Consider the following 24,336-nt stretch of genomic DNA (forward strand, 5'->3'; position numbering starts at 1 on the left):
AGAAATCCAGGGTTTGTTTTTATCTTAGTTATTTTATTAAGCCAGCCTCTTTATAAAAACGCTCTGCTCCAGGATGCAAAGGAACCCCAACTCCAGATAATGCAGTATCTGGTGTAATAGTTTTTCCTTTTGCATGACCTACATCCATAAGTTTTCTTGATTCCTTATTCCATAATGCTTTAGTAATATTATAGATTAAGTCATCATCTTCTTTTGCAGATGTAAACCACTGTGCACCAACTGCTACCGTGTTTGTAGTTCCAACATTTTCATATGTTCCACTAGGAATAGCACTTTGTGAGAAGAAGCCATACTTGTCAGTTAATTTTTTAGCACCTGCTCCATCAATTGGAACAAGTTTAATATCAACTGCTGATGCTAATTCAACGATAGCACCTGTTGGATAACCAGCAACAACAAATATTGCATCAACTTTACCATTTCTTAAAGCATCTGTTGCAGCATTTCCTTTTAGAGCTTCCGCTTTCACATCTTTTTCTGAAAGTCCATTAGCCTCTAAAATTAATAATGCATCAACATATGTACCAGAACCTGGTTCATCTAGGGATACTCTTTTACCTTTAAGATCTTTAACAGAATTAATCTTATTTTTTTTAAGAGTTACTAGGTGAATATGTTCTTCAAATAAAGCTGCAATTGTTCTTAAATCTTTCGCAGGTTCTTTACCTTCCATTGTTCCAGTGCCTGTGTAAGCCCAATAAGCAACATCTGATTGAGCAAAACCTGAATTTCTTAGACCTGATAAGATTGCATTAACATTATCAACAGATCCTCTTGATGAAACTGCAGAAGCAATCAACCCTTCAACTCCACAACTTCCACCTTTACCACACTCTCTAGATCCTGGTGGTTTAGATATTGCATTCGCAATCATCCCTCCGACTGGATAATATGTATAAGCTGTTCCACCTGTTCCAATTGTGAAAAAGGTTAAATCAGCACTATAAGCTTTACCAAAAATTGAACTTGATAAAAATAAAACAAGTCCAAAACTTTTTAATATCTTTTTAAACATCTTTATTCCTTCTTATTGTTAATTTAAAAAATTAATTTTAACATTTATTCATTAAAACAAGTATGAAAGAATGTACGCATATAATTTATTTAATTAGAGCAAAAATGAGAACATTTAACAGGGCGATTCGGACATGTTTTAGTCTATTTTTGTTCTTTAACGGTAACAATATCTAGTATTAGAAAAAAAAGATATACCAATCATAGATATGACAAAAGATAAAATCACAGCAGTTCTTGGACCAACTAACACTGGAAAAACTCACTTAGCAATAGACACTATGCTTTCATTTGATAGTGGAATGATTGGTTTTCCCTTAAGATTATTGGCACGAGAAGTTTATGACAAGGTAATTAAAAAAATAAGCCTGGATAAAGTTGCTTTGATAACAGGTGAAGAAAAAATAATTCCATCTAACGCAAAGTATTTCTTATGCACTGTTGAATCAATGCCAATTGATAAAGATTTAGAGTTTGTTGGTGTTGATGAAATTCAAATGTGTGCTGATCATGAACGTGGGCATATCTTTACTGATCGATTGTTAAACATGAGAGGCACCAAATTAACAATGTTAATGGGATCAAGTACTATAAAAAAAATTATTTCTAAATTAGATGATGATATTGAATTTATAAATCGCGAACGACTATCAAAGCTTACTTATGCAGGTCATAAAAAAATTTCAAGAATAAATAGAAAAACTGCAATTATAGCTTTTTCAGCTGAGGAAGTTTATGCAATAGCAGAATTAATTAGAAGGCAGAAGGGTGGTGCTGCAATTGTTATGGGATCCCTTAGTCCAAAAACTAGAAATGCCCAAGTTGAATTATATCAATCAGGAGATGTAGATTTTTTAGTTGCAACCGATGCCATAGGAATGGGTATCAACATGGATTTGGATTATGTATATTTTTCAAATTTAAAGAAGTTTGACGGAAGAAAACTTAGAAAACTTAACTTATCTGAAATAGGACAAATTGCAGGTAGAGCTGGCAGATATCTTAATGATGGAAGCTTTGGAATTACGGGAGATTGTAAGGAAATAAATGCTGAAGAAGTAGATTTATTAGAAAACCATAAATTTGAAGAGATAAGAACTTTATTTTGGAGAAATTCAAATCTGAATTTTAACAATCCTCGAAGTTTAATAAAATCTTTAGAAGAAAAACCTCAAAGAGAATGGTTAAGAAAAATTCATGAATGTGAAGATGAAAAAGCTTTAAAATTTTTTCTAAGAGATAAAAATCTTGAAAATATAGATTTCGATAGCAAAAAACTCAGTCTCCTTTGGGAATGTTGTCAGATACCAGATTTTGTTAAAAAAACTTACGGAAATCATTATGAGGTAATTGAAAATGTTTTTAAATTTTTATCTAGTGAAAAAGGCAAAATATCTGATGAATTTATGAGATTGCAGCTTATGAAATTGGATAAATTAGAGGGAAATGTAGATTCTTTATCAAATAGAATTGCAAATGTAAGAACTTGGTCTTATGTTTCGAATAAAAATAATTGGATCGAAAATCAAGAATATTGGATAGAAAAAACAAAACTCTTAGAAGATAGACTTTCAGATAGACTTCATGAAGAACTTACAAAAACTTTTATTGATAAAAGAGCAAGTATTCTTGCAAGAGGTTTAAAACAAGATATGGAATTTAAAACTGAGATATTAGAAAATAATGATGTCAAAATAGATGGTCAATTCATTGGTAAAATTAATGGATTGAAACTTGAGCTTGATCTCAAAAAAGGTGCTCTTGAAACTGATATAAAATCTCTAAAAAAAGCAGCAAGACAATCTATAGGACCAGAGTTAGAAAAAAGAATTCAAAACATAATTGATACTGGGTTAATTGAGCTTAAAGATGATTTCAAAATCTATTGGAATAATTTTGTAATAGCTAAACTTACATCTGGTCATGATTATTTAAGCCCAAATATTGATTTAATTGTTGATGATATTCTTGAACAAGACCAAAAACAAAAACTAAATTTGTTTATTAAAAAATGGTTAAAAAATAAAATTGATACAGTTTTACAGAGTTTAGTAGATTTAAAAAATCTTAAAGAAAAAAAATCTTCAATAAAAGCACTAGCTTATCAATTGTATGAAAATAATGGTGTATTAAAAAGAGAGAATGTATCTGATTATTTAAAAAATTTGGAACAAGTTGATAGAAAAATTTTAAGAGATTTAGGTGTCAAATTTGGAAGATATCATATTTTTTTATATAAATTGATTAAACCTGAGCCTGTAACTATTCGAACTTTGTTATGGAAAAATTATCATCAAAAATATTTTAAACTTAAACCTCCAACCTTTGGATTAAATTTCATTGATGACAATGATAATAAAAATAAAAATTTTATGCTATTATGTGGTTTTGAGAAGTTTGATAACTTTTTTGTAAGAATTGATATTTTGGAGAGATTATTTATGCAAATAATTAATTCTGGATCTGAGGAGAGTAAAGAAATTAAATTAGTACCAGAAATGCTAAATCTTCTAGGATGTAGTAAAGATAATTTCAAAAAATTAATCATAAAAATGAACTATAGAGTCACAGAAAAAGAAGGTGAAATATTTTTTAGATATTTGCCTAAGAAAAAATTTAAAAAAACAAAAGATCAAAAAATAAAGAAAGAAAATCCATTTGGGGTACTTAAAGATTTAAATTTAAATTAGAAATGTTTTTTAACAAAAAAGATAAACAAGAAAATTCTACTAATTTAATAAAGGTTGGTGCGCTACTTATCCATACTGCTAAAATAGATGAAAATTATTCTGCTGAAGAAGAAGAAATCATCAAGAAAACTCTGATTGAACTTGGAGCAGAAAGTAATGATTTAAATGAATTAATAACTAAAGCAAAACAATATGAAGAGAACTCTAATCAAATATTAGACTTTACAAGAGAGATAAAAAATCTTGAAGAAACTGATAAAATTAAGATTATAAAATCACTTTGGAAGATCATTTACTCAAATAAAGACGCTGATATTTATGAAACAAATTTAATGAGAAGACTTGCGGGGTTGCTTTACATTGATAGTAAAGTAATGGGGGATATTAAAGAAGAAATTAAAAAAGAAAATTTGTAATGACTTATATCGTAAACGACAAATGTATAAAATGTAAATTAATGGATTGTGTTGAAGTCTGTCCAGTTGATTGCTTTTATGAAGGTAAAAATATGCTTGTAATTAAACCGGATGAGTGTATAGATTGTGGCGTTTGCGAGCCTGAATGTCCGGTTGATGCCATCACTGCTGATACTGAACCTGGTAGCGAAAAATGGTTAGAGATCAATAAACAATACTCTGAAATCTGGCCCAATATAAGTGAAAAAAAAGATCCACCATCGGATCATGAAAAATTTAAAAATGAGCAAAATAAGTTTGAAAAATATTTTAAAGAAAACCTTTAAAAAAGACTCTCCTAAAAAAAAAACTAAAAAAGTAACAAAAAAAGTCGCTAAAAAAGTTGCGAAAGCAAAAAAAGTTTTACCTAAGAAAACTGCAAACAAAACTACTAAAAAAAAAACTATATCTAAAACAAAAAAAGTTGAGAGTAAAAAAGTAGCTAATAATGTTACCCAGACCGCAGAGGTTAAAACAGATAATTTAAGAATTTCAAAAAGTAATGAAGTAAAACCTGAAATCAAAAAAGTTAAAAAGCAAGAAACTGAAAAAAAAGAATATAAAGTTAAAGATTACGTTGTTTATCCAAAGCATGGCGTAGGTCAAATTACTGAATTTAAAAAGATTAATATTGGTGGGATTGACGTCGAAACTTATGTGATAAAATTTGAAAAAGATAAAGCTAATGGAATGGTTCCTGTGAATAAACAATCACATCTTAGACCTCTAGCTACAATCAACCAGGTTAATAAATGTATTTCGATTTTAAAAAGTAAACCAAAAATCAAGAGATCAATGTGGAGTAGAAGAGCTCAAGAATATGAAGCAAAAATTTCCTCAGGAAAAATATATGAATTAGCTGAAGTAGTAAGAGATCTTAATAAAGGTGATGATCTTATGGTTGATCAATCTTACAGTGAAAGACAATTGTTTGAAAAAGCTTATGAAAGAATTTTATCAGAATTTCAAATTGTTCTCGGAGTTTCTTTAGAAGATACACAAAAAAAATTGGATAAAGCTCTTAAAAGAAATTTAGGTGGTACACCACAACCTGCTCCTGTAGCACCAAAGACGACTACAGAATTGCCAACAGAAGAGCCAATTGGTGACACTGAAGATACTGATCCTATAGACGAATAAAAAAAAACGCCTCTCACACAAAAAGTTATGAGAAGCGTTTTTTGTAAAGATAACTAAGTGACTATCTTCTTCTTTTTTTAGCCTTCTTTTTAGCTTTTTTCTTAGCTTTTTTCTTAGTTTTCTTTGCCGCTTTTTTTCTTTTCTTAGGCATCTTTAGCTCCCTTATTTAGTTAAACGAATCAAGTTGATTCGTTGTTAACTTATTTTTATTTTTTTAAACAAGTTATGTCAAATCATTAATTAAAAACAAAAATTTACAAAAATAAAAATAAAATTTAAAAAAAAATTAAATTTAACTTAATTCTCTTTGTTAAAAAAAGTTAATGTTTATGCGTTAAATAACTAATTATATTTTATTTTATTAATAAAGATTTTCTAATTCTTTTTTATATTCTTTAATAATTTTAAATCTTTTTAATTTTAATGTGGGCGTCATATATCCATTTTCAATTGAAAATTGATTATCAATAATAAAAAATTTTTTTATTTTTTCTATTTTACTTAGTTGTTTATTTATTTTTTCTATTTCTGCTTCAATAATTTTATTATCTATATTTTTAAAATTGTTATTGACTACTATTAGAGCAACTAAAAAAGGTTTGTTGTCACCATAAACTAATGCTTGTTCTATAAATTCTATTTTTGTTAATTCACCCTCTATTTTAACAGGTGAAATATTATCTCCACCAGGGGTAATCAAAATATCTTTCTTTCTATCTGTAATTTTGAGAAATCCATCTTCCAATATCCCAATATCACCAGTGTGCAACCATCCATTTTTAATAACATTGTTTGTCTCTAAAGTATTATTCCAGTAACCCAACATTACATTTTCGCCCTTAACTAATATCTCACCGTCATCTGCAATTTTTACATCGTTTCCCTCAAATGGAGGGCCAACAGTGTCTATTCTAATGTCATTAATAGGATTGCAACTCACAACAGGTGATGTTTCTGTTAAACCATAACCTTGTAAAGTTGGTAATCCAATTGAATTTAAAAATACCCCAACATTATAATCTAGAGCACCCCCTCCAGATATAAATGCTTTTAAATTTCCACCAAATTGAGATTTTATTTTTTTTCTTACCAATTTATCACAAACTAAATTTATAAATTTTTCATAGTTTGATAAATTTTCTTTTAAAAAATTTTTTCTTCCAATTTGTAAAGTTGAATTTATCAAAAATTTTTTTACACCTGTTGCTTTTTTAAAAGTTGAAGTTATTTTTTGATATAAATTTTGATAAAATCTTGGCACTGCTGTCATTATAATATCTGGATTACAATCATTCATATTCTTAACAAGTTTATCTATACTTTCGGCATAAAAAATTCTTGCACCTACTGCTATTTGAACAAATTGTACTGTGTGTTCATATGAATGAGATAATGGCAGCCATGTAAGAAACTTGGGTTTGGTAGTTATAATTTCTCGAAGTAGTTTTGACGAACCTTCACAATTATTAAGAATACCTCCATGACTTAGCATCACGCCTTTGGGGTTTCCTTGTGTGCCAGATGTATAAATTATACATGAAATATCTTTTCTACTTATATCAATCTCTTTTAAATTCTTTTCTTTCTTATATGTCCTTCTAAAAATTTCTTCTATATAAGTAACATTTTTATCTTCGATATTTTCAAAACTAATAACTTTTTTAATGAAAGAATATTTATTTATTAAATTATTAATTTTTTTAAATTGAATAGCATCAGAAACAATAACCACTGAAGGTTTACAATCTTCAATTAAAAATTCATAATCTCTTTCAACATAAGTTGTATAAGCAGGTACAGATATTCCTTTTGATAACATTATGGCCAAGTCTGAAATCAACCACTCTGGTCTATTTTCTGAAATTAATAAACACCTATCATTATGACTAATATATTGATCAAGAAAAAATGAGAAATTTTGAATAGCATCAAATGTTTGTTTCCAAGTAAAATTTAGAGTTTGATTTTTAAGTGATTGTAAAAAAATTTCATTTTTATTTTCGACTTGATATCGATCAAAAAATAACTCTAGAAGGTTGTTATAATTCTCTAATTTCATAATTTTTGGTGGGCGAAGAGAGAATCGAACTCTCACTTCTTGCGAAACACGATTTTGAGTCGTGCGCGTCTACCAGTTCCGCCATTCGCCCTTATATAAAAATATAATTTAAATAGTATAAGAACTATAATTATATTAAAAAACAAAAAAATGTTTACTCAACTTTATAATAAATGTCTTAAGTTAGCTGCTCATAAGAACTCTAACTATTTTTTAGGTATTATTTCTTTTATAGAAAGTTCTTTTTTTCCAATCCCGCCAGATGTGATGATTGCACCCATGGCAGTTGCAAAAAAGAAAGATTTTTTAAGAATTTTTTTAATAGCAACTATTTTTTCAGTTTTAGGTGGGATTTTTGGCTATGTGCTAGGTGCCTTTTTTTTTGATTTCGCAATGACTATTGTTGAGTTTTATAATTACCAAGAAAAAGTGAATAACATAAAAAATGCTTTAGCTGAGGGAACTGGATTTTATACATGGTTAGCTATTTTATTTTTAGCAGGATTTACTCCTCTACCTTATAAAGTTTTTACTATTACAAGTGGTTTGATCGGCTTTAATTTAATAGTTTTTATTTTTATAAGTCTTATTTCACGAGGACTCAGATTTTTTATAGTTTCCTACTTATCAGCAAAATTTGGCGATGCTTTTACGGACTATATGAACAAACATGGACAAAAATGGTTTACTATAATTGGTATCATTATAGTAATTATTGGAGCAATAATTTATTTGTTAAAAAAATTTCATGTTTAGTTTAACAAAACAACATTATTTACGAATTTTATTTACATTAAGCTGTTTAATTTTATTGTCGGCTTTAATTATTGAATATGTTCTTGGCTACCAACCTTGTAATTTATGTATAATTGAAAGAATTCCATATGGACTTGCTATAATCATTTTAATTTTAAATAATTTTTTTAAGAAAGATCAACTATTCCATAATATTCTATTGATATTAGTGTTTTCATTTTCAATCATCATTTCGGTATACCATTTTGGTATAGAGCAAGGTTTTGTGGAAGAATCCACTGTATGCGCATCACAAAATATTGATTTGATGACTAGAGAGCAAATTTTAAATTCATTAAAAGAATTAAACATTAGCTGCAAAAATGTAGCATTTAGGATTTTTGGTTTATCACTTACAACGTATAATTTATTTACTAGCGTATTAATGTTAATAATGTCACTTAAAATTTTATCACTTACTAATAATCATGATATCAAAAAATAAAATTGAAGAATTTATTCGTGTAGATCACGCTGGTGAAAGGGGAGCTGTCAAAATATATGAAGGTCAACTTCTTGCTTTAAATACCTTAGTTAAAAACGAAAAATTAAAAAAGATAATTGAGGAAATGAAAGTTCACGAAAAAGAACATTGTGAATTTTTTGAAAAGGAGATTAAGAAAAGAGATATTAAACCAACCAAACTTTTACCTTTATGGGATTTGCTAGGTGTTGCCCTGGGTTTTGGTTCCACAATTCTTGGAAAAAAAGCTGCAATGCTTTGTACTGCTTCAGTTGAGGAGGTGATTGATAAACATTATCAAAGTCAAATAGATCAATTAGACAAAACAGAAAAAGAATTAAAAAAAAATATAACTAAGTTTAGAGAAGACGAACTGCATCATAAAGATATAGCCTATGAAAAAGGTGCAACTAAAAAAGGCTGTTATTCAATTCTCGATAAAGTTATTAAAACTGGATCTAAAATTGCAATTAATATTTCTGAAAAAATCTAAACTTTTTTAATTTTCTAGCTCAACATCCCAATATAAATAATCCATCCAACTTTTATGCAAATAATTTGGGGGGAAATGTTTTCCATTCTTATGCAAGTCTTCTGTAGATGGTTGAAATGGATGTTGATTTAATTTCATTCCAGAAAACTTAAGAAGTTTTCCACCTTTTTTTACATTACAAGTAGAGCATGCTGTTACAACATTATCCCAATTTGTTTCCCCACCTTTAGATCTCGGCAGCAGATGATCAAACGTTAACTCTTCTCCACTTCCGCAGTATTGGCATGAAAAACGATCTCTTAAAAATACATTAAATCTTGTAAAACTTGGTTTAGTTTGTGGAACTATATAACTTTTCAATGCTATGACACTTGGAAGCTTCATTTCAAAAGATGGACTTCTAATTTGTCTATCATAGTTACTAACAATAACTACACGATCTAAAAAAACAGATTTGACTGCATCCTGCCAAGACCAAAGAGAAAGTGGATAATAACTTAAAGGTCTATAATCTGCATTCAATACAAGTGCAGGACACTTTTCAAGTGAAACACTTTGCTCAATAAAATCATTCATTAAAAAATCTTATAACAATTAAAAGCTGATATCAATATTACTAATGTGTTAAATATTTTTTAAAATATAATTTAAAGCTATGCTAGATGCTTCAATTGGAATGTGATGTGCACAATTTTTAATAAGATGAGTTTCAACATTAACTTTCTCTCTCAGGAGAAAATCTTTTGCTTCTAATAAATAAGTAGGTGAAACAATATCATCTTGATCACCATGAAGCAAAAGAACATTTGTATTATTTTTTTTTCTTAGTTTTAGATTTTCAGAATTAATTATCTTTCCTGAAAATCCAACAATACTACTAAAAGACTTCTCGGCTGTGAGACCTACATTTATTGACATCATACATCCTTGACTAAATCCAGATAAACAAATTTGATTATTTTCAAGTTGATATTCTTCTTTAATTTCATCTAAAAATTTATTAATTTTTTTTTCCGCTTTTAAAGACTCATCCAAAATATATTTTGGATCATCTTTTGTTAAATCAAACCATTGGTAGCCAGATGGATTTATTGAACATTGTTCATGACCATTTGGACAAATAAAAACTGTGTTTGGTAAATGTCTTTTCCAATTTAGTGTAAGCATGCTTATGTCTTTACCGTCACCACCATATCCATGAAATAAAACAACAATATTGTTAATATTATCATTTTTTTCTGGTTTTATAATTGTGCTTTCAAGACAAAATGTCATAAATAAATTTAATATGTTTTTTATTTTGATAAACACTTTACAATAAAATTATGTTTACAGGAATATTTGTTAAAATTTTATCAATTGTCCTTTTGCTTGCAGTCGGCATAGTTCTCATTCTTGGAATTGGCACATTGTTTAAGGGTGGGAGCACAAGTAAAAAATACTCCAATAAATTAATGCAGCTGAGGGTTCTATTGCAATTTATTGCGATAATTCTTCTAATAGTTTTCGCTTATTTTTTTAAAAATTAATTATAATTTTTAATCCACTCAATAAATTCTTTATCTAAAAAATCTATCGAACCAATGACTCTTGCAAATTCCTCACCTTCTTTATTAAATAAAATTGTTGTTGGAACTCCCCGTAGACTTAAATCTTTGGCCAATGTTTTTGGATTATCAAAATAAATATTCAAATTTTTAATATCTAAATCTTTAAAAAATCGATCAGATTTTTTGAAACTATCTTTTCCTATATTAATAGGAAATATTTCAATATTACTCAGCTCTGGTGTCAATTTTAATCCATCAAGTGAAGGCATTTCTTCTTTGCAAGGTGCGCACCAAGTAGCCCAAAAATTCAATAATACTAATTTTCCTCTTAATTCAGATAAATTTATAATTTTTTCATTAGCATCAAGGAAAGTAATATTTTCATACGTTTTTAATTCTTTATTGATGATAAGATTTTTGATTTTTGGAAAATCATCAGCTATTGCATGAGAAATAAAGAAAATAAAAATTACTAAAAATCTCATATTTAATAGGTATAAGTAATTATCATGGCTAAAAATAAAAACAACCAAGCAATTTGGAATACCAGAATAAAGAAAAAAGCCTCTACACTTTTTGCTAAAGTTGGTAGCTCAATTGATATTGATAAAAGATTATACAAAGAAGATATCCGTGGCTCAATTGTCCATGTTGAAATGCTTTTCAAACAAAAAATAATATCTTTTAAGGTTAAAAATAAGATTATTTATGGATTGCAAAAAATAGAAAAGCAAATTTCAAAAAATAATTTTGAATTTAATAAAAAATATGAAGATATTCATATGAATATTGAGAAACAACTTTTTCAAATGATAGGAGAAGAGGCTGGCTATATTCATACTGCAAGATCAAGAAATGATCAGGTAATTACTGATTTTAAATTATGGATAAAGTCAGCTACCAAAGAAATTAATACAAATATCGAAAAAATTATTAAATCAACTCTAAAATTATCAGAAAAAAATATTGAAACTATAATGCCTGGTTTTACTCATCTGAAAAATGCTCAACCAATTTCATTGGCACATTACTTCATGGCTTATGTGGAAATTTTTAAAAGAGATAAGAAAAGATTTACTAATAACCTAGACAATTTAAATGAATGTCCGCTCGGTGTAGCAGCACTTTCAGGGACTTCATTTAATATTGATAGGCATTATTCTTCAAACAAACTTGGTTTCAATCAACCAACTAATAATTCAATAGATACCGTATCAGATAGAGATTTTGTATTGGATTTCCTTTATTGTGTGTCTGTTTGTTCAATGCATATTTCGAGAATTGCAGAAGAATTAATCATTTGGAACTCAGATGGTTTTAATTTAATTCAACTATCAGATAAAGTCGTAACTGGGTCTTCTATAATGCCACAAAAAAAGAACCCTGATCTGCTTGAATATTTAAGAGGTAAATCTGGAATTTCATTTGGAAATTTATTTTCGATGTTAACAATACTTAAGGGCTTACCCTTATCTTACTTCAAGGATATGCAGGATGATAAGGAAATAGTTTTTAAATCGTACGATACATTGATCAATTGTTTAATGATATTTGATGAAATTTTAAAAAATATCTCTCCTAATAAAAAGAAAATGTTAGAGTTGGCTAATTTAGGTTTTATTACAGCCACCGATCTAGCTGATTATTTGGTAAAAAATCATGCAATGTCTTTTAGAAAAGCATATCAAAAAACTGCAGAGATTGTGAATTATGCAGAAAAAAAGAAGAAGAAGTTAAATGATTTAAAAATTGAAGAATTAAAAAAAATTGAACCAAAATTAACAAGTGATGTTTTAAAAGTTTTTGACTTAAGAAATTCAATAAATTCAAAAAAATCTTATGGAGGAACATCTTTTGAAAACATAAAAAGAATGATAATGAAATACAAAAAGAATAAATGATAAAAAAAATTTATATATTGCTGTTTATCTCTATTCTAATTTGTTCTTGTGGTAAAAAAGGAGACCCAGTTTACAAAGAAGATAATCAAAATGTAGAGAAGAAAAGTATCCAAATAACTACATTTTCATGATTTATAAAAAAAATAAACTTACTATAGATCATTTAGATATAGGCAATATTGCAAAAAAATTTAAAACACCTATTTATTGTTATTCCCTAAAAACAATTGAAGCTAACATTAAAAATATTAAATCACATTTCAAAAGTATAAACCCTCTAATATGTTATGCAGTAAAAGCTAATTCTAATTTAGGAATTTTAAAAGAAATAAAAAAAAATAACCTTGGTGCAGATGTTGTATCAGTTGGTGAGCTAATGAAAGCTCTTAAAGCAGGAATTAGTCCTAAAAAGATTGTATTTTCTGGAGTTGGAAAAACTTATGAAGAAATTGAATATGCAATAAATAGAAACATACTTTTGATAAATACAGAGTCTAAAAGTGAAATATTGCAAATAGAAAAAATTGCTAAAAAGAAAAAAAAAATTGTTAATATAGGGATCAGACTTAACCCAAATACAGACGCTAAAACTTTAAGCCAAATATCAACAGGTAAAAAAGAAAATAAGTTTGGTGTAGCTCAAAAAACATTTTTAAAATTAGTCAATATGGCAAAGAAATCTGAAATTCTTAATTTAAAATGTTTAAGCGTACACATTGGTAGTCAGATTCTTAGTCATAAACCATATCAAAAAATGCTAAGTGTAGTAAGTAAAGTAATAAAGCTGTCAAATTATAAGTTTGAATATGTTGATTTAGGAGGAGGAATGGGAATTGATTATAATCACGATCATTCTAAATTAGATTTAAAAAAATACTCCATAGAAATAAAAAAATTTTTAAAGGCTAATAAATGTAAAATTATATTTGAACCTGGAAGATCTATAGTAGGAAATTCTAGTATTTTAATAACTAAGATTATTTATATCAAAGAGGGATTTAAAAAAGATTTTGTAATTTTAGACGCTGCCATGAATGATTTGATGAGACCTGCTTTGTATGGTGCAAAACATAAAATTATTCCTCTAAACAAAATTAAAAAAATATCAAAAAAAAGTTATGAATTTGTTGGCCCTGTATGTGAGAGCACTGACACTTTTTCAACAATCAAAAGATATCAAAAATTGAATGAAAAAGATTATCTGGCTATTTGTGATGTTGGTGCTTATGGAATGTCTTTAGCTTCGAATTATAACCTTAGACCAAAACCATTGGAAATTTTAATCAAAAATTCAAAAGTTCAGATTTTAAATAAGAGGCAAAAAATATCTGATCTAATATAATATTCAAAATAATGTTAAGAAATATTATATTTTCTATAATTTTTTTTTCAGGAATTATTTTTATATCAATTGTATTCCTGCCAGCATTAATTTTGCCCCAAAAAATAATTTTAATTGGAGGTAAATTAATGGGTTATTGGACAGGTTTTTGTCTCAAAAATATTTTATCAGTGAAAATAAAAATCCTAGGCTCAGAAAATATTATAGATAACGAAAAATTTTTTATTGCAGCTTCTCATCAATCAATGTTTGAAACATTTTACTTACAAACAATTTTTAATTCACCTGTATTTATTTTAAAAAGAGAGCTTATTTTAATCCCTATTTTTGGATGGTATCTAAAAAAGATAGGATCAATTTCTATAAAAAGAAATAAGGTTACAAAAGATAATTTAAGTTTTTTTGAAGATGTATCAAAAATAATAAATAAAAGTAAAAGACCTTTAATAATTTTTCCGCAAGGAACTAGGGTTAACCCAGAGGAAAGACCAGCTTTTAAAAAAGGTGTAGGCAGGATCTATGATGAGTTGAAAATATCTTGTCAACCAGTAGCAATAAACTCTGGTTATATTTGGCCCAAAAAAGGTTTAAAACAATCAAAAAAAGATATTACAATATCTATATTACCTAAAATAACACTAGGAATGGATAAAAATGAATTTACGAGAGAATTAGAAAAAAAAATTTATAATGAATTAGATAGGGTTAATTAACCCTTCATAGGCATCACAACATAAATACTATCAAAATCTGAAGGATCTTTAATTAAAGCTGGTGATCCAGTATCATTGAAATAAATCTCAATTTTTTCACCATCTAATTGGGAGGCAACGTCAATTAGATATCTTGAATTAAAACTTATCTCTAAGTCATGGTCAAATTTTACACTAAGTGTTTCATTACCATCCCCACTGTTAGTATTATTTACTGAAAGATTTAATGCATCTTTTGTTAAGTTAAATTTAACACCATCTTTTTTGTCTAAAGATACTGAAGCTACACGATCAACTGAACCTAAAAATGATTTTAAATCTATTTCAAGTTTTTTTTGATTATTCTTAGGAATTACTTGAATATAATTTGGAAATTTTCCATCAATTAATTTTGAAATCAAAATACTATTATCTAGCTCAAATTTAATTTTAGATTTTACATTAGATATTTTAACATCACCATCATAGTTATCTAAAAGAGAAACCAGCTGAAATATTGTTTTCTTTGGCAAAATAATTGGCTCAAAGTTTATTTTTTCATGGAGTCGTATCTTTGAAATAGACATTCTATGACTGTCTGTGGCAACTGATGTTAGGTAATTTTTATCTTCTACTTCAGTTTGATGAAAATATATCCCACTCAAATAATGTCTAGTTTCATCATTAGAAACTGAGAATTTACATTTATTAAGAAGTTTTAATAAACTTTTTGAATTAATTGAAAACTCATTTTCATTAAAATTTTCATCAGTAAGTGGAAATTCAGAGTGACTTATACAATTTAAATTAAAAATTGATTTTTCAGATTCTAATTGCAATTTACTTGTATCTGACAACGATAAATTAATTTTTTTCCCCAAAGAAAATTTTCTCACAATATCATACATAATTGATGATGTGGTTGTTGTCTTGCCTTCTTCAACTACTTCAATATTTTTAATTTGATGAATAAAAATTAAATCTAAGTCAGTTGCTGTAATAGTTAACTTCGAACTACTTGCATCAAGTAAAACATTTGAAAGAATTGGAAGAGTGCTTCTTTTTTCTATGACACCTTGGCAATAACTTAGTGCTTGTTGTAGATCTTGCTGGTTTACGTTAAATTTCATTATCTTTATTATTATATAATATTTGATTTTTTAACTTATTTATATTTTCTACCATCTCAGGATCTTTTTCTTTAAGCTTTTCTATCGTTTTAACAGAATGAATAATAGTTGTATGATCTCTGTTCGAAAACTCTCTTCCAATTTCAGGTAATGATTTTGAGGTTAAAATTTTAGTCAAATATATCGCTGTTTGTCTTGGTCTCACAAGATATCTTGATCTTCTAGAAGACAACATTTCATTTTTGCTTATTTTGAAAAACCTGCATACAAGTGTTTGTATTAAATCAATTGTCACCTTGTTTTCAGATATATTTAAAAGGTCTTTTAGAACAACTTTTGTCTCAGCTAAATTTGGTGCTTTGTTGTAAATTCTAGAAAATGAAATTATTCTATTTATTGCTCCAACAAGCTCTCTAATACTGGTAGTGATTTCAGTGCTTATATATTCTTGAATTTCTTTTGAAATATTAATCTGATCTGAATATAATTTATTGAGTTCTTCTGTTTTTTGGATAACTATTTTTTTTCTTAATTCGTAATCTGGTTTTTGTATATCAATCACCAAACCTCCAGAGAATCTTGATTTTATTCTCTCTTGAATTCTAGATAATTTGTTAGGCGCCCTGTCTGCAGAAACAATTATCTGTGATCCTTTATCAAGCAAAGCGTTAAAGGTATGAAAGAATTCTTCCTGCATTGCTTCTTTGCCATTCATAAATTGAATATCATCAATCAACAAAATATCAGTATTTCTGAAGTATTCTTTAAACTTTACCATGTCATTTGTTTTTATAGATTTAACAAATTGATACATAAATCTTTCAGCAGAAATAAACATTACCTTGTTATCTTTTTTTAATTCTAAACCAATTGAATTCAACAAATGAGTTTTTCCCATTCCTACACCGCCGTAAATATATAACGGATTATAATGAGATATATTTTCAGAAACTTTTATAGAGGCCTCATATGCTAATTTGTTGCTTGAACCAGTAAGAAAATTGTCAAATCTTTTATTTGGATCTATTCTATTATATTGAAGATACGAGTCTTTGATAAAAGAAACATTTTTATCATTAATTGTGTCTTTGGTGATCTCCTCGCCAACATCTTTCTTGCTTGATTTTAATTCTGCAATTTTAAATTCTATTCTAATTATATCTTTTTTATGGGCTTTAATAATCTGTAATATTTGATCTAAATACCTTGATGTAATCCAATCTCTAATAAATCTTGTTGGAACTGTTAACAGAATGTAATTATTAAACTCTTCAACAAAATTAATTTTTTTAAGCCAACTTTCATAAATCTCAACACCAAGTTTATTTTTCATTTGAGACTGAATTAAACTCCAGTCCAAATTATTTTGATTTAATGTTTCTATATTTTTATTTGTAGTTGTGTTGTTCATTTCTTTTTTGGAAGAGACTCCACTTAGACCTATCTAAAAATATTTTCAAGATATAAATTTTTAAATTAAAAAATAAATTAAATCTGAAAGTGTAGAGATTTTTGTCACATAAAAAAAATTCTTTTGACAATAATATTTTTATTATTCTAGTGGAAATAAAACTTCAGGTTGGATTTAAACTATTAATTTATTTACCAAATCTAAATATTGATTGAATGCTTCCATTCAATCTACATTAAGCGTGTTGTTAAAGTTGAATCAACTACAAGTTATAAACTTATAGCGAGGATATTTTTTTAGTAATTCTAGAAACGTTTCTAGAGGCGTTTTGTTTTTTTATAATCCCAGATTTTGCAATTTTCATAAGCTCAGAATTCAATTTAGGCAAGAATTTAAGAGCCTCATCTTTTTTCTTATCTACAATCAGAAGGTTCATTTTCTTTAGAGCATTTCTATATCTGCTTTTTCTAGCTTTATTAACTGCAGTTTGTTTGGAAATTCTTCTAATTCTTTTAATTGCTGATTTTGTGTTAGCCATATGCGCAGGGGTATAGCTTGAGAATTTATATCGGTCAATCAAATAATTATTTAAATTTGACAGTAATTACAAAAAAAAGTTGATCTGTTAGCGATTACTTTTTTTATTATTATTCCATCGCAATTAAATCTTTTACAACACTCTCCTTCTCTTTGATAAACTTTAAAACTATCTTGAAAACCTCCTTTACTACCATCTGTGTTTTTAAAGTCTCTAATGCTAGAACCACCTTTATTAATTGCATTCAAAAGAACTTTTTTAGAATTAGATATTATTTGATTACACTCTTTTTTGTTAAGAGATCTAATCTTTTTACTAGGGTTAACTCTACTTAAAAATAAAATCTCACTTGCATAAATATTACCAATTCCTGAAACAAATTTTTGATCAATTAATAAATCTTTAATGGTTTTTAATTTATTTTGAATAAATTTTTGAAAATATTTTAAATTAAATTTATTATCAAATGGTTCTGGTCCTAGATGAATAAATCTTTTTTTTAAATCTCTATTGTTTTCAATTATTTGAAAAAAACCAAATCTTCTTGGATCATTATAAATAACTTTGAAATTATCAAAAATAATTTCTACATGATTATGTTTTTTTGGTAAAAATGGTGAATTGTAAAAACTTAAGTTAGTAACATCTTTTTTATCCTTAAAATCAATTAAATGAATTGTACCTGACATCCCAAGATGAACTACACAAAATTGATTATTTGAGAGATAAATAATTAAATATTTTGAAAACCTTGAAACTTTAACAATAGTTTTATTTTCCAAAAATTTCTCAAAACCTCTAGGGATTTTAAATCTTAAACTTCTATTTCTTATAATTACTTTTTTTACCTTTTTTTTTTGAATCTTTTTATCTAGAGATTGTCTTACTATTTCTACTTCTGGTAATTCTGGCATTTAATACTATATTGATTGTATAAAATATTTTATGCAACAATATCTCCAAAATAAAAAAGGGCTAGTCCAAAGTGTCTTTGACAAGGTGTATGATAAATATGATCTAATGAATGACTTTATGTCATTAGGCGTTCATAGAGTGTGGAAAAAGAATTTGATTAATATGATGAATCCTTCTTTTAATAGCACCTTGATTGATGTTGCTTGCGGTACTGGTGATATTGGAAAATTATTTCTAGATAATACTAAATCTAACAATTTAATTTACTGTGTAGATCCCAATCAAAGCATGATTGCTAAAGGAAAAGGGAAATTAAAGAGTTATAAAAACATTAAATGGGTAATTGCTCCAGCAGAAAATATACCTGTTCAAAAAAATTGTTTTGATTTTTATAGTATTAGTTTTGGCTTAAGAAACACAAAAAATATTAACAAGGCCCTGGCAGAAGCTCATAGGGTTTTAAAACCTGGTGGTAGATTTTTATGTTTAGAATTTTCAAAGATATTAAACTCTAATTTAGATTTTTTTTACAAAAATTATTCAAAACTTATTCCATTAGTCGGTGGTCTAGTCGTTGGTGAAAAAGAACCTTATGAATATTTAGTAAAAAGTATTGAAAATTTTATTAATCAAGAAGAATTAATTGCATTAATGGAACAAAATGGTTTTAAAAAGTGCTCATACCGTAATTTATCTGGAGGGATTGTTTCAATTCATAGTGGCTGGAAATACTAATGATAAAAAAATTAATCATACTTTTCAAGCTTGGAAGAAAAATTGCTAAATCAGATATTCTTAAAATTACATCAAAATTTAAAGAACCTCCCTTAGCAGTAAAAATTTTATTTAAAATTTTAGCGTTTTCTTTTTCGGAAAAAAAACATTCAAATATAGACCAAGATGAAGGTCAAAGATTATCAAGCTCATTAGAATCAATGGGCACAACTTTTATTAAACTTGGACAATTTTTAGCAACTAGACCTGATATAATTGGTGAAGAACTATCAAAAAAATTAGAAAATTTACAAGATAGACTTCCTCCGTTTTCAATCTATCAAGCTAAAGAAATTATAAAAAAAGATCTTGGTGAAGAAACCTATAATTCTATAATTAATTTAAGTGAGCCTGTAGCAGCAGCATCTATTGCACAAGTACACAAAGCGCAAATAGATGACAATGGAACTATTAAAGACGTTGCAATTAAAATCTTAAGACCAGATATTAAGAAAATCTTTAATGAAGAGATTGATGCAATGATGCTATTTGCTTTTTTAATTGAATCTATTGTAAAAAAAACCCAAAGGTTAAAGTTAGTTGAAGTTGTTTTTTTATTAAAGGAAATCACTAATTTAGAAATGGATCTTAGATTTGAAGCCGCAGCTGCGAATGAATACGCAGAAAATACAAAAAATGATGCTGGTTTTAGAGTACCTAAAATCTATTGGAATTTTACAAGTGAAAATGTAATGACATTAGATTGGATTGATGGTGTTTCAATCAGGGAGACTGATGAACTTAAAAAACAAAATATTGATACAAATAAAATTGCTGAAGATATAATTCAACATTTTTTAAGACATGCTGTAAGAGATGGTTTTTTTCATGCAGATATGCATCAGGGAAATATATTTGTAGATACTAACGGTCAAATTGTGCCTATTGATTTTGGAATAATGGGTCGTTTGGATAAAATGAGTAAAAGATTTTTGGCTGAAATCTTATTTGGTTTTATTCAGAGAGATTATAAAAAAGTTGCTGAAGTTCATTTAATTGCAGGCTTGGTACCTAAAGAAGTACCAATAGATGATCTGGCTCAGGCTTTAAGATCAATTGGAGAACCGATTTTTGGACAGGCTGTTAAAGACATTTCGGGTGGTAAACTTCTTAAGCAGTTGTTTGATGTTACTGAAAAATTTAATATGCAAACTCAACCGCAGTTATTAATGTTACAAAAGACAATGGTTGTAGTTGAGGGAGTTGCAAGGAAACTAAACCCAGAAACAAATATTTGGACAACCTCTAAGCCAGTTTTAGAAAGCTGGTTAAGAGAAACAAAAGATCCTTTGAATACAATTAATGAAACTCTTCAAAATACCTCTGAAGTAATTAAAAGATTGCCAGACTTTCCTGAAATCATGGATAAGGCAAATCAAGCTCTAACGTATTTAGCAAGTGGACAAATACCTCAAAACTCAAATTCTTTTACGGCTTTAAATAATAAGAAGTCAGAAATGATGGCATTTAGAAATCAATCTGTTATTGGAATTTTAGCAGTTGTAATTATTGGTTTATTAGTATTTTAATTCCTTCGATGAAAAATCTAAAAGATAAAAAAATATTATTAATCATTTGTGGTGGAATTTCAGCTTATAAAAGTCTTGAAACAATAAGAATTCTTAAAAGAAATGGTTGTGAAATTAAAACAATACTGACTAAAAGTGCTAAAGAATTTGTAACACCGTTATCGGTAGCCTCATTATCTCAGGGAAAAGTTTATGAAGATTTGTTTAATGTAGAAAATGAAGCAGAAATGGATCACATTGCATTATCTAGATGGGCTGATCTAATTCTAGTAGAGCCTGCTACAGCAAATACAATTTCGAAACTTGCAAAAGGTTCATCTGAAGACTTGGCATCAACAGTAATTTTAGCCTCAAATAAACCAATTTTTTTATGCCCAGCAATGAATGTGAGAATGTGGGAACATCCTTCATTAAAAGAAAACTTGGAAATTCTAAAGTTATATTCCTACAAAATAATTGGGCCTCAGATTGGAGAAATGGCCTGTGGAGAATACGGTGAAGGCAAAATGACTGAGCCAATAGACATTGTTAACAAAATTAATGATTATTTGTATTTCATTAATAAGAATAAAAAACTTAAAGCATTAGTTACTGCAGGACCAACTCGTGAATATATAGATCCAGTAAGATTTATCACTAATAAATCTAGTGGCAAACAAGGTTATGAGTTAGCAAAATCATTATCTAGAAATGGATATCAAACAACTTTAATCTCAGGTCCAACTAATCTTGAAATTGAGAGTGAAGTAAAAGTTATAAAAGTAGAGACTGCTGAAGAGATGTTTAAAGAAACTCAAAAAAACTTGCCAGTTGATGTAGCTATTTTTTCTGCTGCTGTAGCTGATTTTAAAGTCCATGAAAAAAGTAATTTGAAAATTAAAAAAAGCGATGAACTTACAATTAAATTAGAAAAAAATGTTGATATTTTGAATTATATTTCAAATCACAATTCAATGCGTCCTAAATTAGTGGTTGGCTTTGCTGCAGAAACTAACGATTTAGAAAAAAATGCAATACAAAAACTAAAAAGTAAAAATTGTGATATTATTATTGGCAATGACGTTTCTAACAAGAAAATAGGTTTTGATTCTAATTTAAATGAAGTAACAATCTTTTACAAAAACAATAAACAGGAAAAATTATTTGTTAAAAGCAAAACCTTAATATCTGAAGAAATAGTTGAAAGAATTAATAATCAATTAACTTAATGGTAAAAGTTTTAATTAAAAAACTCTCATCAGATGTAGAGCTGCCTTCATATAAAACTTCTGGTGCATCAGGTATGGATTTGATGGCTCACATCAAATCACCTATAATTATTAGACCAAAAACATCGGAATTAATTCCAACTGGTTTATCAGTGGCGTTTTCTGAAGAATACGAAATACAAATAAGACCAAGATCCGGATTGGCGGCTAAAAACAATATAAGTGTGCTAAATACCCCTGGCACAATTGACAGCGATTATCGTGGAGAATTAAAGATTATTATTTACAACCATGGAAACGAAGATTTTACAGTTAACAACAGTGATCGTATTGCCCAAATGATTTTAACTCCTGTAGTAAAAATGGAGCTTCAGGAAACAGATGAACTACCTGAGACTTTAAGAGGTGAGGGCGGTTTTGGCTCAACAGGAAAATGAAAAAATCACTTAACAAAAGTGAAATTGAGAGATTTTCAAGACAAATAATACTCAAAGATATTGGTTCAAAAGGCCAAGAAAAAATAAAAGAAGCAAAAGTTTTTATTGTTGGTGCTGGTGGCTTAGGTTGCCCTGTAGCTGAATTTCTTACTAGAGCCGGTGTAGGAAAAATTGGAATTATTGATGATGATGTTGTTGATATTTCTAACATCCATCGTCAAAGCCTTTATGACATTAAGGATCTTAAAAATTCGAAAGTTAAATCTATTAAGGAAAAATTAAAAAAAATTAATCCTAATACGATTGTTAAAACTTTTAATTCAAAACTTAATGAAAAAAATGCTTTAAAAATAATCAAAGATTATGAATATGTTGTTGATGGAAGTGATAATTTTAAAACTAAATTTTTAGTTAATGATACTGCTTTAAAACTTAAAAAACACTTAGTAGTTGGCGCAATAAGTAAATTTGATGGGCATTTGTTTACTTATGATTTTAAAGCTAAAAAAACACCGTGCTTAAGATGTTTCTTTCAAGAAGATAAAATTTCTGATGATATCTTAAACTGTGAATATGAAGGTGTGCTTGGAACTGTTGCTGGAATTTTGGGTACATTACAAGCTAATGAGGTTTTAAAACAAATATTGAATATTGGACAAAATCTTAATGGAAAAATACTAATATTAGACTTATTAAATCTTAACTTCAGAAAAGCAAAAATTTTAAAACAAAAAAAATGTATATGTTAAAAAATAATTTCATTATTTTATTAATAACATTTATTTTTTTTCAAATTTCTAACTTAGCGAGTGAAGAAAAGTTTTTGTCTTTAAAAAAGAGCAAAGTTAATGTTAGATATGGACCTAGTTTTGAATCTCCCATAAAATTTATATATAAAAAAATTAATCTTCCCATCAAACAAATTGACGAAAAAGAAAATTTCAGAAGAATAATAGATTACAAAAAAAATAGTGGGTGGATACACGTATCTCAGTTAAAAAAAATCAATTCAGTAATTACAGCTAATGACAAAATATTATTTAAAAAACCTACAATTTTTTCAGAACCTATTGCTAATATAAAACAAGGTAGATTATTAATTGTCCAAAAATGTATGGGTGAGTGGTGTAATGTAAAAACTGATGATTTTAAAGGTTGGATTGATAAAAAAAATCTATGGGGCTATACTAACTAAAGTCTGCAGATAAAGATTTTATTGTAACATCTGCTAATTTAGTTGTGTGTGAGTATTCGGCATGATCAATTCCCACTTCAATTTCTGAGCTATTTTTAAATTTTGCAATCTGCTCATCAGTAAATTTAAAATGAATAAACTGAACTGAAGAAGCTTTACCTTCAGCAGAAGTTCTATCAACATCTTCTTCTGGAACTGCTTTAATTTTTTCACCTTCTACTTTCATAAAAACTTTTTCTTCTATACCACCAACTTTTCCAAGAAAAGCTGCTCTTGAAACTGGATTATCTATTTCAAACATTAAAGTTGCAGTTAGCTCTTTTCCATTTGGAACTAAAGGATTATATGCAGCAAGCTCATCTTTTAACTGCTCTTCACCACCTTTTTCTATGTAAAGCATTTCTTGAACTTGCGCTAACATTGTTTCGTAACTTTCAAAATAAAATGTTGCGTATGGTCCAAGCGCAACTCTTCTATCTTTTTTAAAATCAACTATGTTCTTTCTTAGCTCTCTTCTATTTTTTGTGTAAACATCTAAGGGCATTATATCTTCTTTTGAAATTTCTCTTTTTTCTTTTGGCATA

Annotated in this window: 27 protein-coding genes and 1 tRNA gene; 17 read left to right on the forward strand and 11 right to left on the reverse strand. The window is 27.7% G+C overall.

The window, feature by feature from the left end:
- Nucleotides 1-28: 28 nt before the first annotated feature.
- Nucleotides 29-1,036: a TAXI family TRAP transporter solute-binding subunit gene (locus tag B9N70_RS05760; protein WP_085114843.1), complete on the reverse strand. Its 1,008-nt coding sequence runs from the start codon at nucleotides 1,034-1,036 to the stop codon at nucleotides 29-31.
- 208 nt (nucleotides 1,037-1,244) lie between these two features.
- Between B9N70_RS05760 and B9N70_RS05765 the strand changes: the two genes are divergently transcribed.
- From B9N70_RS05765 to B9N70_RS05780, 4 genes are read left to right on the forward strand one after another with little or no spacing between them, the layout of a single operon-like run.
- Nucleotides 1,245-3,725 carry a helicase-related protein gene (locus B9N70_RS05765; RefSeq protein ID WP_085114844.1) on the forward strand — a complete coding sequence of 827 codons (2,481 nt, stop codon included), beginning with the start codon at nucleotides 1,245-1,247 and terminating at the stop codon, nucleotides 3,723-3,725.
- A gap of 2 nt (nucleotides 3,726-3,727) precedes the next feature.
- A complete protein-coding gene (locus tag B9N70_RS05770; protein ID WP_085114845.1) occupies nucleotides 3,728-4,141 on the forward strand; it encodes a tellurite resistance TerB family protein in 414 nt (137 codons plus the stop codon).
- On the forward strand, nucleotides 4,141-4,467 hold the full coding sequence (fdxA, locus tag B9N70_RS05775; protein ID WP_085114846.1) for a ferredoxin FdxA: 327 nt from the start codon (nucleotides 4,141-4,143) through the stop codon (nucleotides 4,465-4,467). Before B9N70_RS05770 ends, fdxA begins: the two co-directional genes overlap by 1 nt.
- Complete coding sequence (locus B9N70_RS05780) at nucleotides 4,409-5,320, forward strand: CarD family transcriptional regulator (protein WP_085114847.1); 912 nt, start codon at nucleotides 4,409-4,411, stop codon at nucleotides 5,318-5,320. Before fdxA ends, B9N70_RS05780 begins: the two co-directional genes overlap by 59 nt.
- 361 nt (nucleotides 5,321-5,681) lie before the next feature.
- Here B9N70_RS05780 and B9N70_RS05785 read toward each other — a convergent pair whose 3' ends face one another.
- On the reverse strand, nucleotides 5,682-7,379 hold the full coding sequence (locus B9N70_RS05785; RefSeq protein ID WP_085114848.1) for an AMP-dependent synthetase/ligase: 1,698 nt from the start codon (nucleotides 7,377-7,379) through the stop codon (nucleotides 5,682-5,684).
- A gap of 6 nt (nucleotides 7,380-7,385) precedes the next feature.
- Nucleotides 7,386-7,470: transfer RNA gene (locus B9N70_RS05790), tRNA-Leu, on the reverse strand.
- Between the two features lie 59 nt (nucleotides 7,471-7,529).
- Here B9N70_RS05790 and B9N70_RS05795 point away from each other — a divergent pair.
- Genes B9N70_RS05795 through B9N70_RS05805 form a run of 3 tightly spaced genes read left to right on the forward strand, consistent with a single transcriptional unit; the run spans nucleotide 7,530 to nucleotide 9,130 of the window.
- Nucleotides 7,530-8,135: a YqaA family protein gene (locus B9N70_RS05795; protein ID WP_085114849.1), complete on the forward strand. Its 606-nt coding sequence runs from the start codon at nucleotides 7,530-7,532 to the stop codon at nucleotides 8,133-8,135.
- Nucleotides 8,136-8,190: 55 nt separating this feature from the next.
- Nucleotides 8,191-8,619, forward strand: coding sequence for a disulfide bond formation protein B (locus tag B9N70_RS05800; protein WP_231909383.1), 429 nt, complete (start codon nucleotides 8,191-8,193; stop codon nucleotides 8,617-8,619).
- Nucleotides 8,603-9,130 carry a demethoxyubiquinone hydroxylase family protein gene (locus tag B9N70_RS05805; RefSeq protein ID WP_085114851.1) on the forward strand — a complete coding sequence of 176 codons (528 nt, stop codon included), beginning with the start codon at nucleotides 8,603-8,605 and terminating at the stop codon, nucleotides 9,128-9,130. Before B9N70_RS05800 ends, B9N70_RS05805 begins: the two co-directional genes overlap by 17 nt.
- Nucleotides 9,131-9,136: 6 nt before the next feature.
- Here B9N70_RS05805 and B9N70_RS05810 read toward each other — a convergent pair whose 3' ends face one another.
- Both B9N70_RS05810 and B9N70_RS05815 read right to left on the reverse strand, forming a co-directional pair.
- Nucleotides 9,137-9,706, reverse strand: coding sequence for an HNH endonuclease (locus B9N70_RS05810; protein ID WP_085114852.1), 570 nt, complete (start codon nucleotides 9,704-9,706; stop codon nucleotides 9,137-9,139).
- Between the two features lie 48 nt (nucleotides 9,707-9,754).
- A complete protein-coding gene (locus tag B9N70_RS05815; RefSeq protein WP_085114853.1) occupies nucleotides 9,755-10,405 on the reverse strand; it encodes an alpha/beta hydrolase in 651 nt (216 codons plus the stop codon).
- 50 nt (nucleotides 10,406-10,455) lie between these two features.
- Between B9N70_RS05815 and B9N70_RS05820 the strand changes: the two genes are divergently transcribed.
- Nucleotides 10,456-10,659 carry a twin transmembrane helix small protein gene (locus tag B9N70_RS05820; protein WP_085114854.1) on the forward strand — a complete coding sequence of 68 codons (204 nt, stop codon included), beginning with the start codon at nucleotides 10,456-10,458 and terminating at the stop codon, nucleotides 10,657-10,659.
- On the opposite strand, the gene B9N70_RS05825 is transcribed toward B9N70_RS05820, so the two are convergent.
- A complete protein-coding gene (locus B9N70_RS05825) occupies nucleotides 10,656-11,165 on the reverse strand; it encodes a TlpA family protein disulfide reductase (RefSeq protein ID WP_085114855.1) in 510 nt (169 codons plus the stop codon). The genes B9N70_RS05820 and B9N70_RS05825 overlap by 4 nt on opposite strands.
- A gap of 24 nt (nucleotides 11,166-11,189) precedes the next feature.
- On the opposite strand from B9N70_RS05825, the gene argH reads away from it, so the two are divergent.
- The 3 genes from argH to B9N70_RS05840 all read left to right on the forward strand — a co-directional run bounded on the left by argH (nucleotide 11,190) and on the right by B9N70_RS05840 (nucleotide 14,636).
- Nucleotides 11,190-12,581, forward strand: a complete 1,392-nt coding sequence (gene argH / locus B9N70_RS05830) for an argininosuccinate lyase (protein WP_085114856.1) — start codon at nucleotides 11,190-11,192, stop codon at nucleotides 12,579-12,581.
- A gap of 127 nt (nucleotides 12,582-12,708) precedes the next feature.
- Nucleotides 12,709-13,923, forward strand: coding sequence for a diaminopimelate decarboxylase (gene lysA / locus B9N70_RS05835; RefSeq protein WP_085114857.1), 1,215 nt, complete (start codon nucleotides 12,709-12,711; stop codon nucleotides 13,921-13,923).
- A gap of 11 nt (nucleotides 13,924-13,934) precedes the next feature.
- The gene (locus B9N70_RS05840; protein WP_085114858.1) at nucleotides 13,935-14,636 is read left to right on the forward strand and encodes a lysophospholipid acyltransferase family protein; all 702 of its coding nucleotides are present in this window, start codon (nucleotides 13,935-13,937) and stop codon (nucleotides 14,634-14,636) included.
- Here B9N70_RS05840 and dnaN read toward each other — a convergent pair.
- The 4 genes from dnaN to mutM all read right to left on the reverse strand — a co-directional run bounded on the left by dnaN (nucleotide 14,633) and on the right by mutM (nucleotide 18,608).
- Nucleotides 14,633-15,745 carry a DNA polymerase III subunit beta gene (gene dnaN, locus B9N70_RS05845; RefSeq protein ID WP_085114859.1) on the reverse strand — a complete coding sequence of 371 codons (1,113 nt, stop codon included), beginning with the start codon at nucleotides 15,743-15,745 and terminating at the stop codon, nucleotides 14,633-14,635. The genes B9N70_RS05840 and dnaN overlap by 4 nt on opposite strands.
- Nucleotides 15,735-17,156, reverse strand: coding sequence for a chromosomal replication initiator protein DnaA (gene dnaA, locus B9N70_RS05850; RefSeq protein ID WP_085114860.1), 1,422 nt, complete (start codon nucleotides 17,154-17,156; stop codon nucleotides 15,735-15,737). The genes dnaN and dnaA overlap by 11 nt, the downstream gene beginning before the upstream one ends.
- Nucleotides 17,157-17,433: 277 nt before the next feature.
- The gene (gene rpsT / locus B9N70_RS05855; RefSeq protein WP_085114861.1) at nucleotides 17,434-17,694 is read right to left on the reverse strand and encodes a 30S ribosomal protein S20; all 261 of its coding nucleotides are present in this window, start codon (nucleotides 17,692-17,694) and stop codon (nucleotides 17,434-17,436) included.
- Between the two features lie 50 nt (nucleotides 17,695-17,744).
- Nucleotides 17,745-18,608, reverse strand: a complete 864-nt coding sequence (gene mutM / locus B9N70_RS05860) for a bifunctional DNA-formamidopyrimidine glycosylase/DNA-(apurinic or apyrimidinic site) lyase (protein ID WP_085114862.1) — start codon at nucleotides 18,606-18,608, stop codon at nucleotides 17,745-17,747.
- Nucleotides 18,609-18,639: 31 nt separating this feature from the next.
- Here mutM and ubiE point away from each other — a divergent pair, with 31 nt between their 5' ends.
- From ubiE to B9N70_RS05890, 6 genes are read left to right on the forward strand one after another with little or no spacing between them, the layout of a single operon-like run.
- A complete protein-coding gene (ubiE, locus tag B9N70_RS05865) occupies nucleotides 18,640-19,344 on the forward strand; it encodes a bifunctional demethylmenaquinone methyltransferase/2-methoxy-6-polyprenyl-1,4-benzoquinol methylase UbiE (protein WP_085114863.1) in 705 nt (234 codons plus the stop codon).
- The gene (ubiB, locus tag B9N70_RS05870; protein WP_085114864.1) at nucleotides 19,344-20,912 is read left to right on the forward strand and encodes a 2-polyprenylphenol 6-hydroxylase; all 1,569 of its coding nucleotides are present in this window, start codon (nucleotides 19,344-19,346) and stop codon (nucleotides 20,910-20,912) included. The genes ubiE and ubiB overlap by 1 nt, the downstream gene beginning before the upstream one ends.
- A gap of 8 nt (nucleotides 20,913-20,920) precedes the next feature.
- Nucleotides 20,921-22,120, forward strand: a complete 1,200-nt coding sequence (coaBC, locus tag B9N70_RS05875; protein WP_085114865.1) for a bifunctional phosphopantothenoylcysteine decarboxylase/phosphopantothenate--cysteine ligase CoaBC — start codon at nucleotides 20,921-20,923, stop codon at nucleotides 22,118-22,120.
- Complete coding sequence (dut, locus tag B9N70_RS05880; RefSeq protein WP_085114866.1) at nucleotides 22,120-22,557, forward strand: dUTP diphosphatase; 438 nt, start codon at nucleotides 22,120-22,122, stop codon at nucleotides 22,555-22,557. Before coaBC ends, dut begins: the two co-directional genes overlap by 1 nt.
- A complete protein-coding gene (locus tag B9N70_RS05885; RefSeq protein ID WP_085114867.1) occupies nucleotides 22,554-23,306 on the forward strand; it encodes a HesA/MoeB/ThiF family protein in 753 nt (250 codons plus the stop codon). Before dut ends, B9N70_RS05885 begins: the two co-directional genes overlap by 4 nt.
- A complete protein-coding gene (locus tag B9N70_RS05890; protein WP_085114868.1) occupies nucleotides 23,300-23,752 on the forward strand; it encodes an SH3 domain-containing protein in 453 nt (150 codons plus the stop codon). The genes B9N70_RS05885 and B9N70_RS05890 overlap by 7 nt, the downstream gene beginning before the upstream one ends.
- Here the strand turns inward: B9N70_RS05890 and B9N70_RS05895 are convergent.
- Entirely contained in the window at nucleotides 23,745-24,335 is a 591-nt protein-coding gene (locus B9N70_RS05895) for a DUF3501 family protein (RefSeq protein WP_085115137.1), read from the reverse strand. The two genes, B9N70_RS05890 and B9N70_RS05895, sit on opposite strands and share 8 nt — an antisense overlap.
- Nucleotide 24,336: the final 1 nt, after the last annotated feature.

Source organism: Candidatus Pelagibacter sp. HIMB1321 (genome assembly GCF_900177485.1).
GTDB lineage: Bacteria > Pseudomonadota > Alphaproteobacteria > Pelagibacterales > Pelagibacteraceae > Pelagibacter.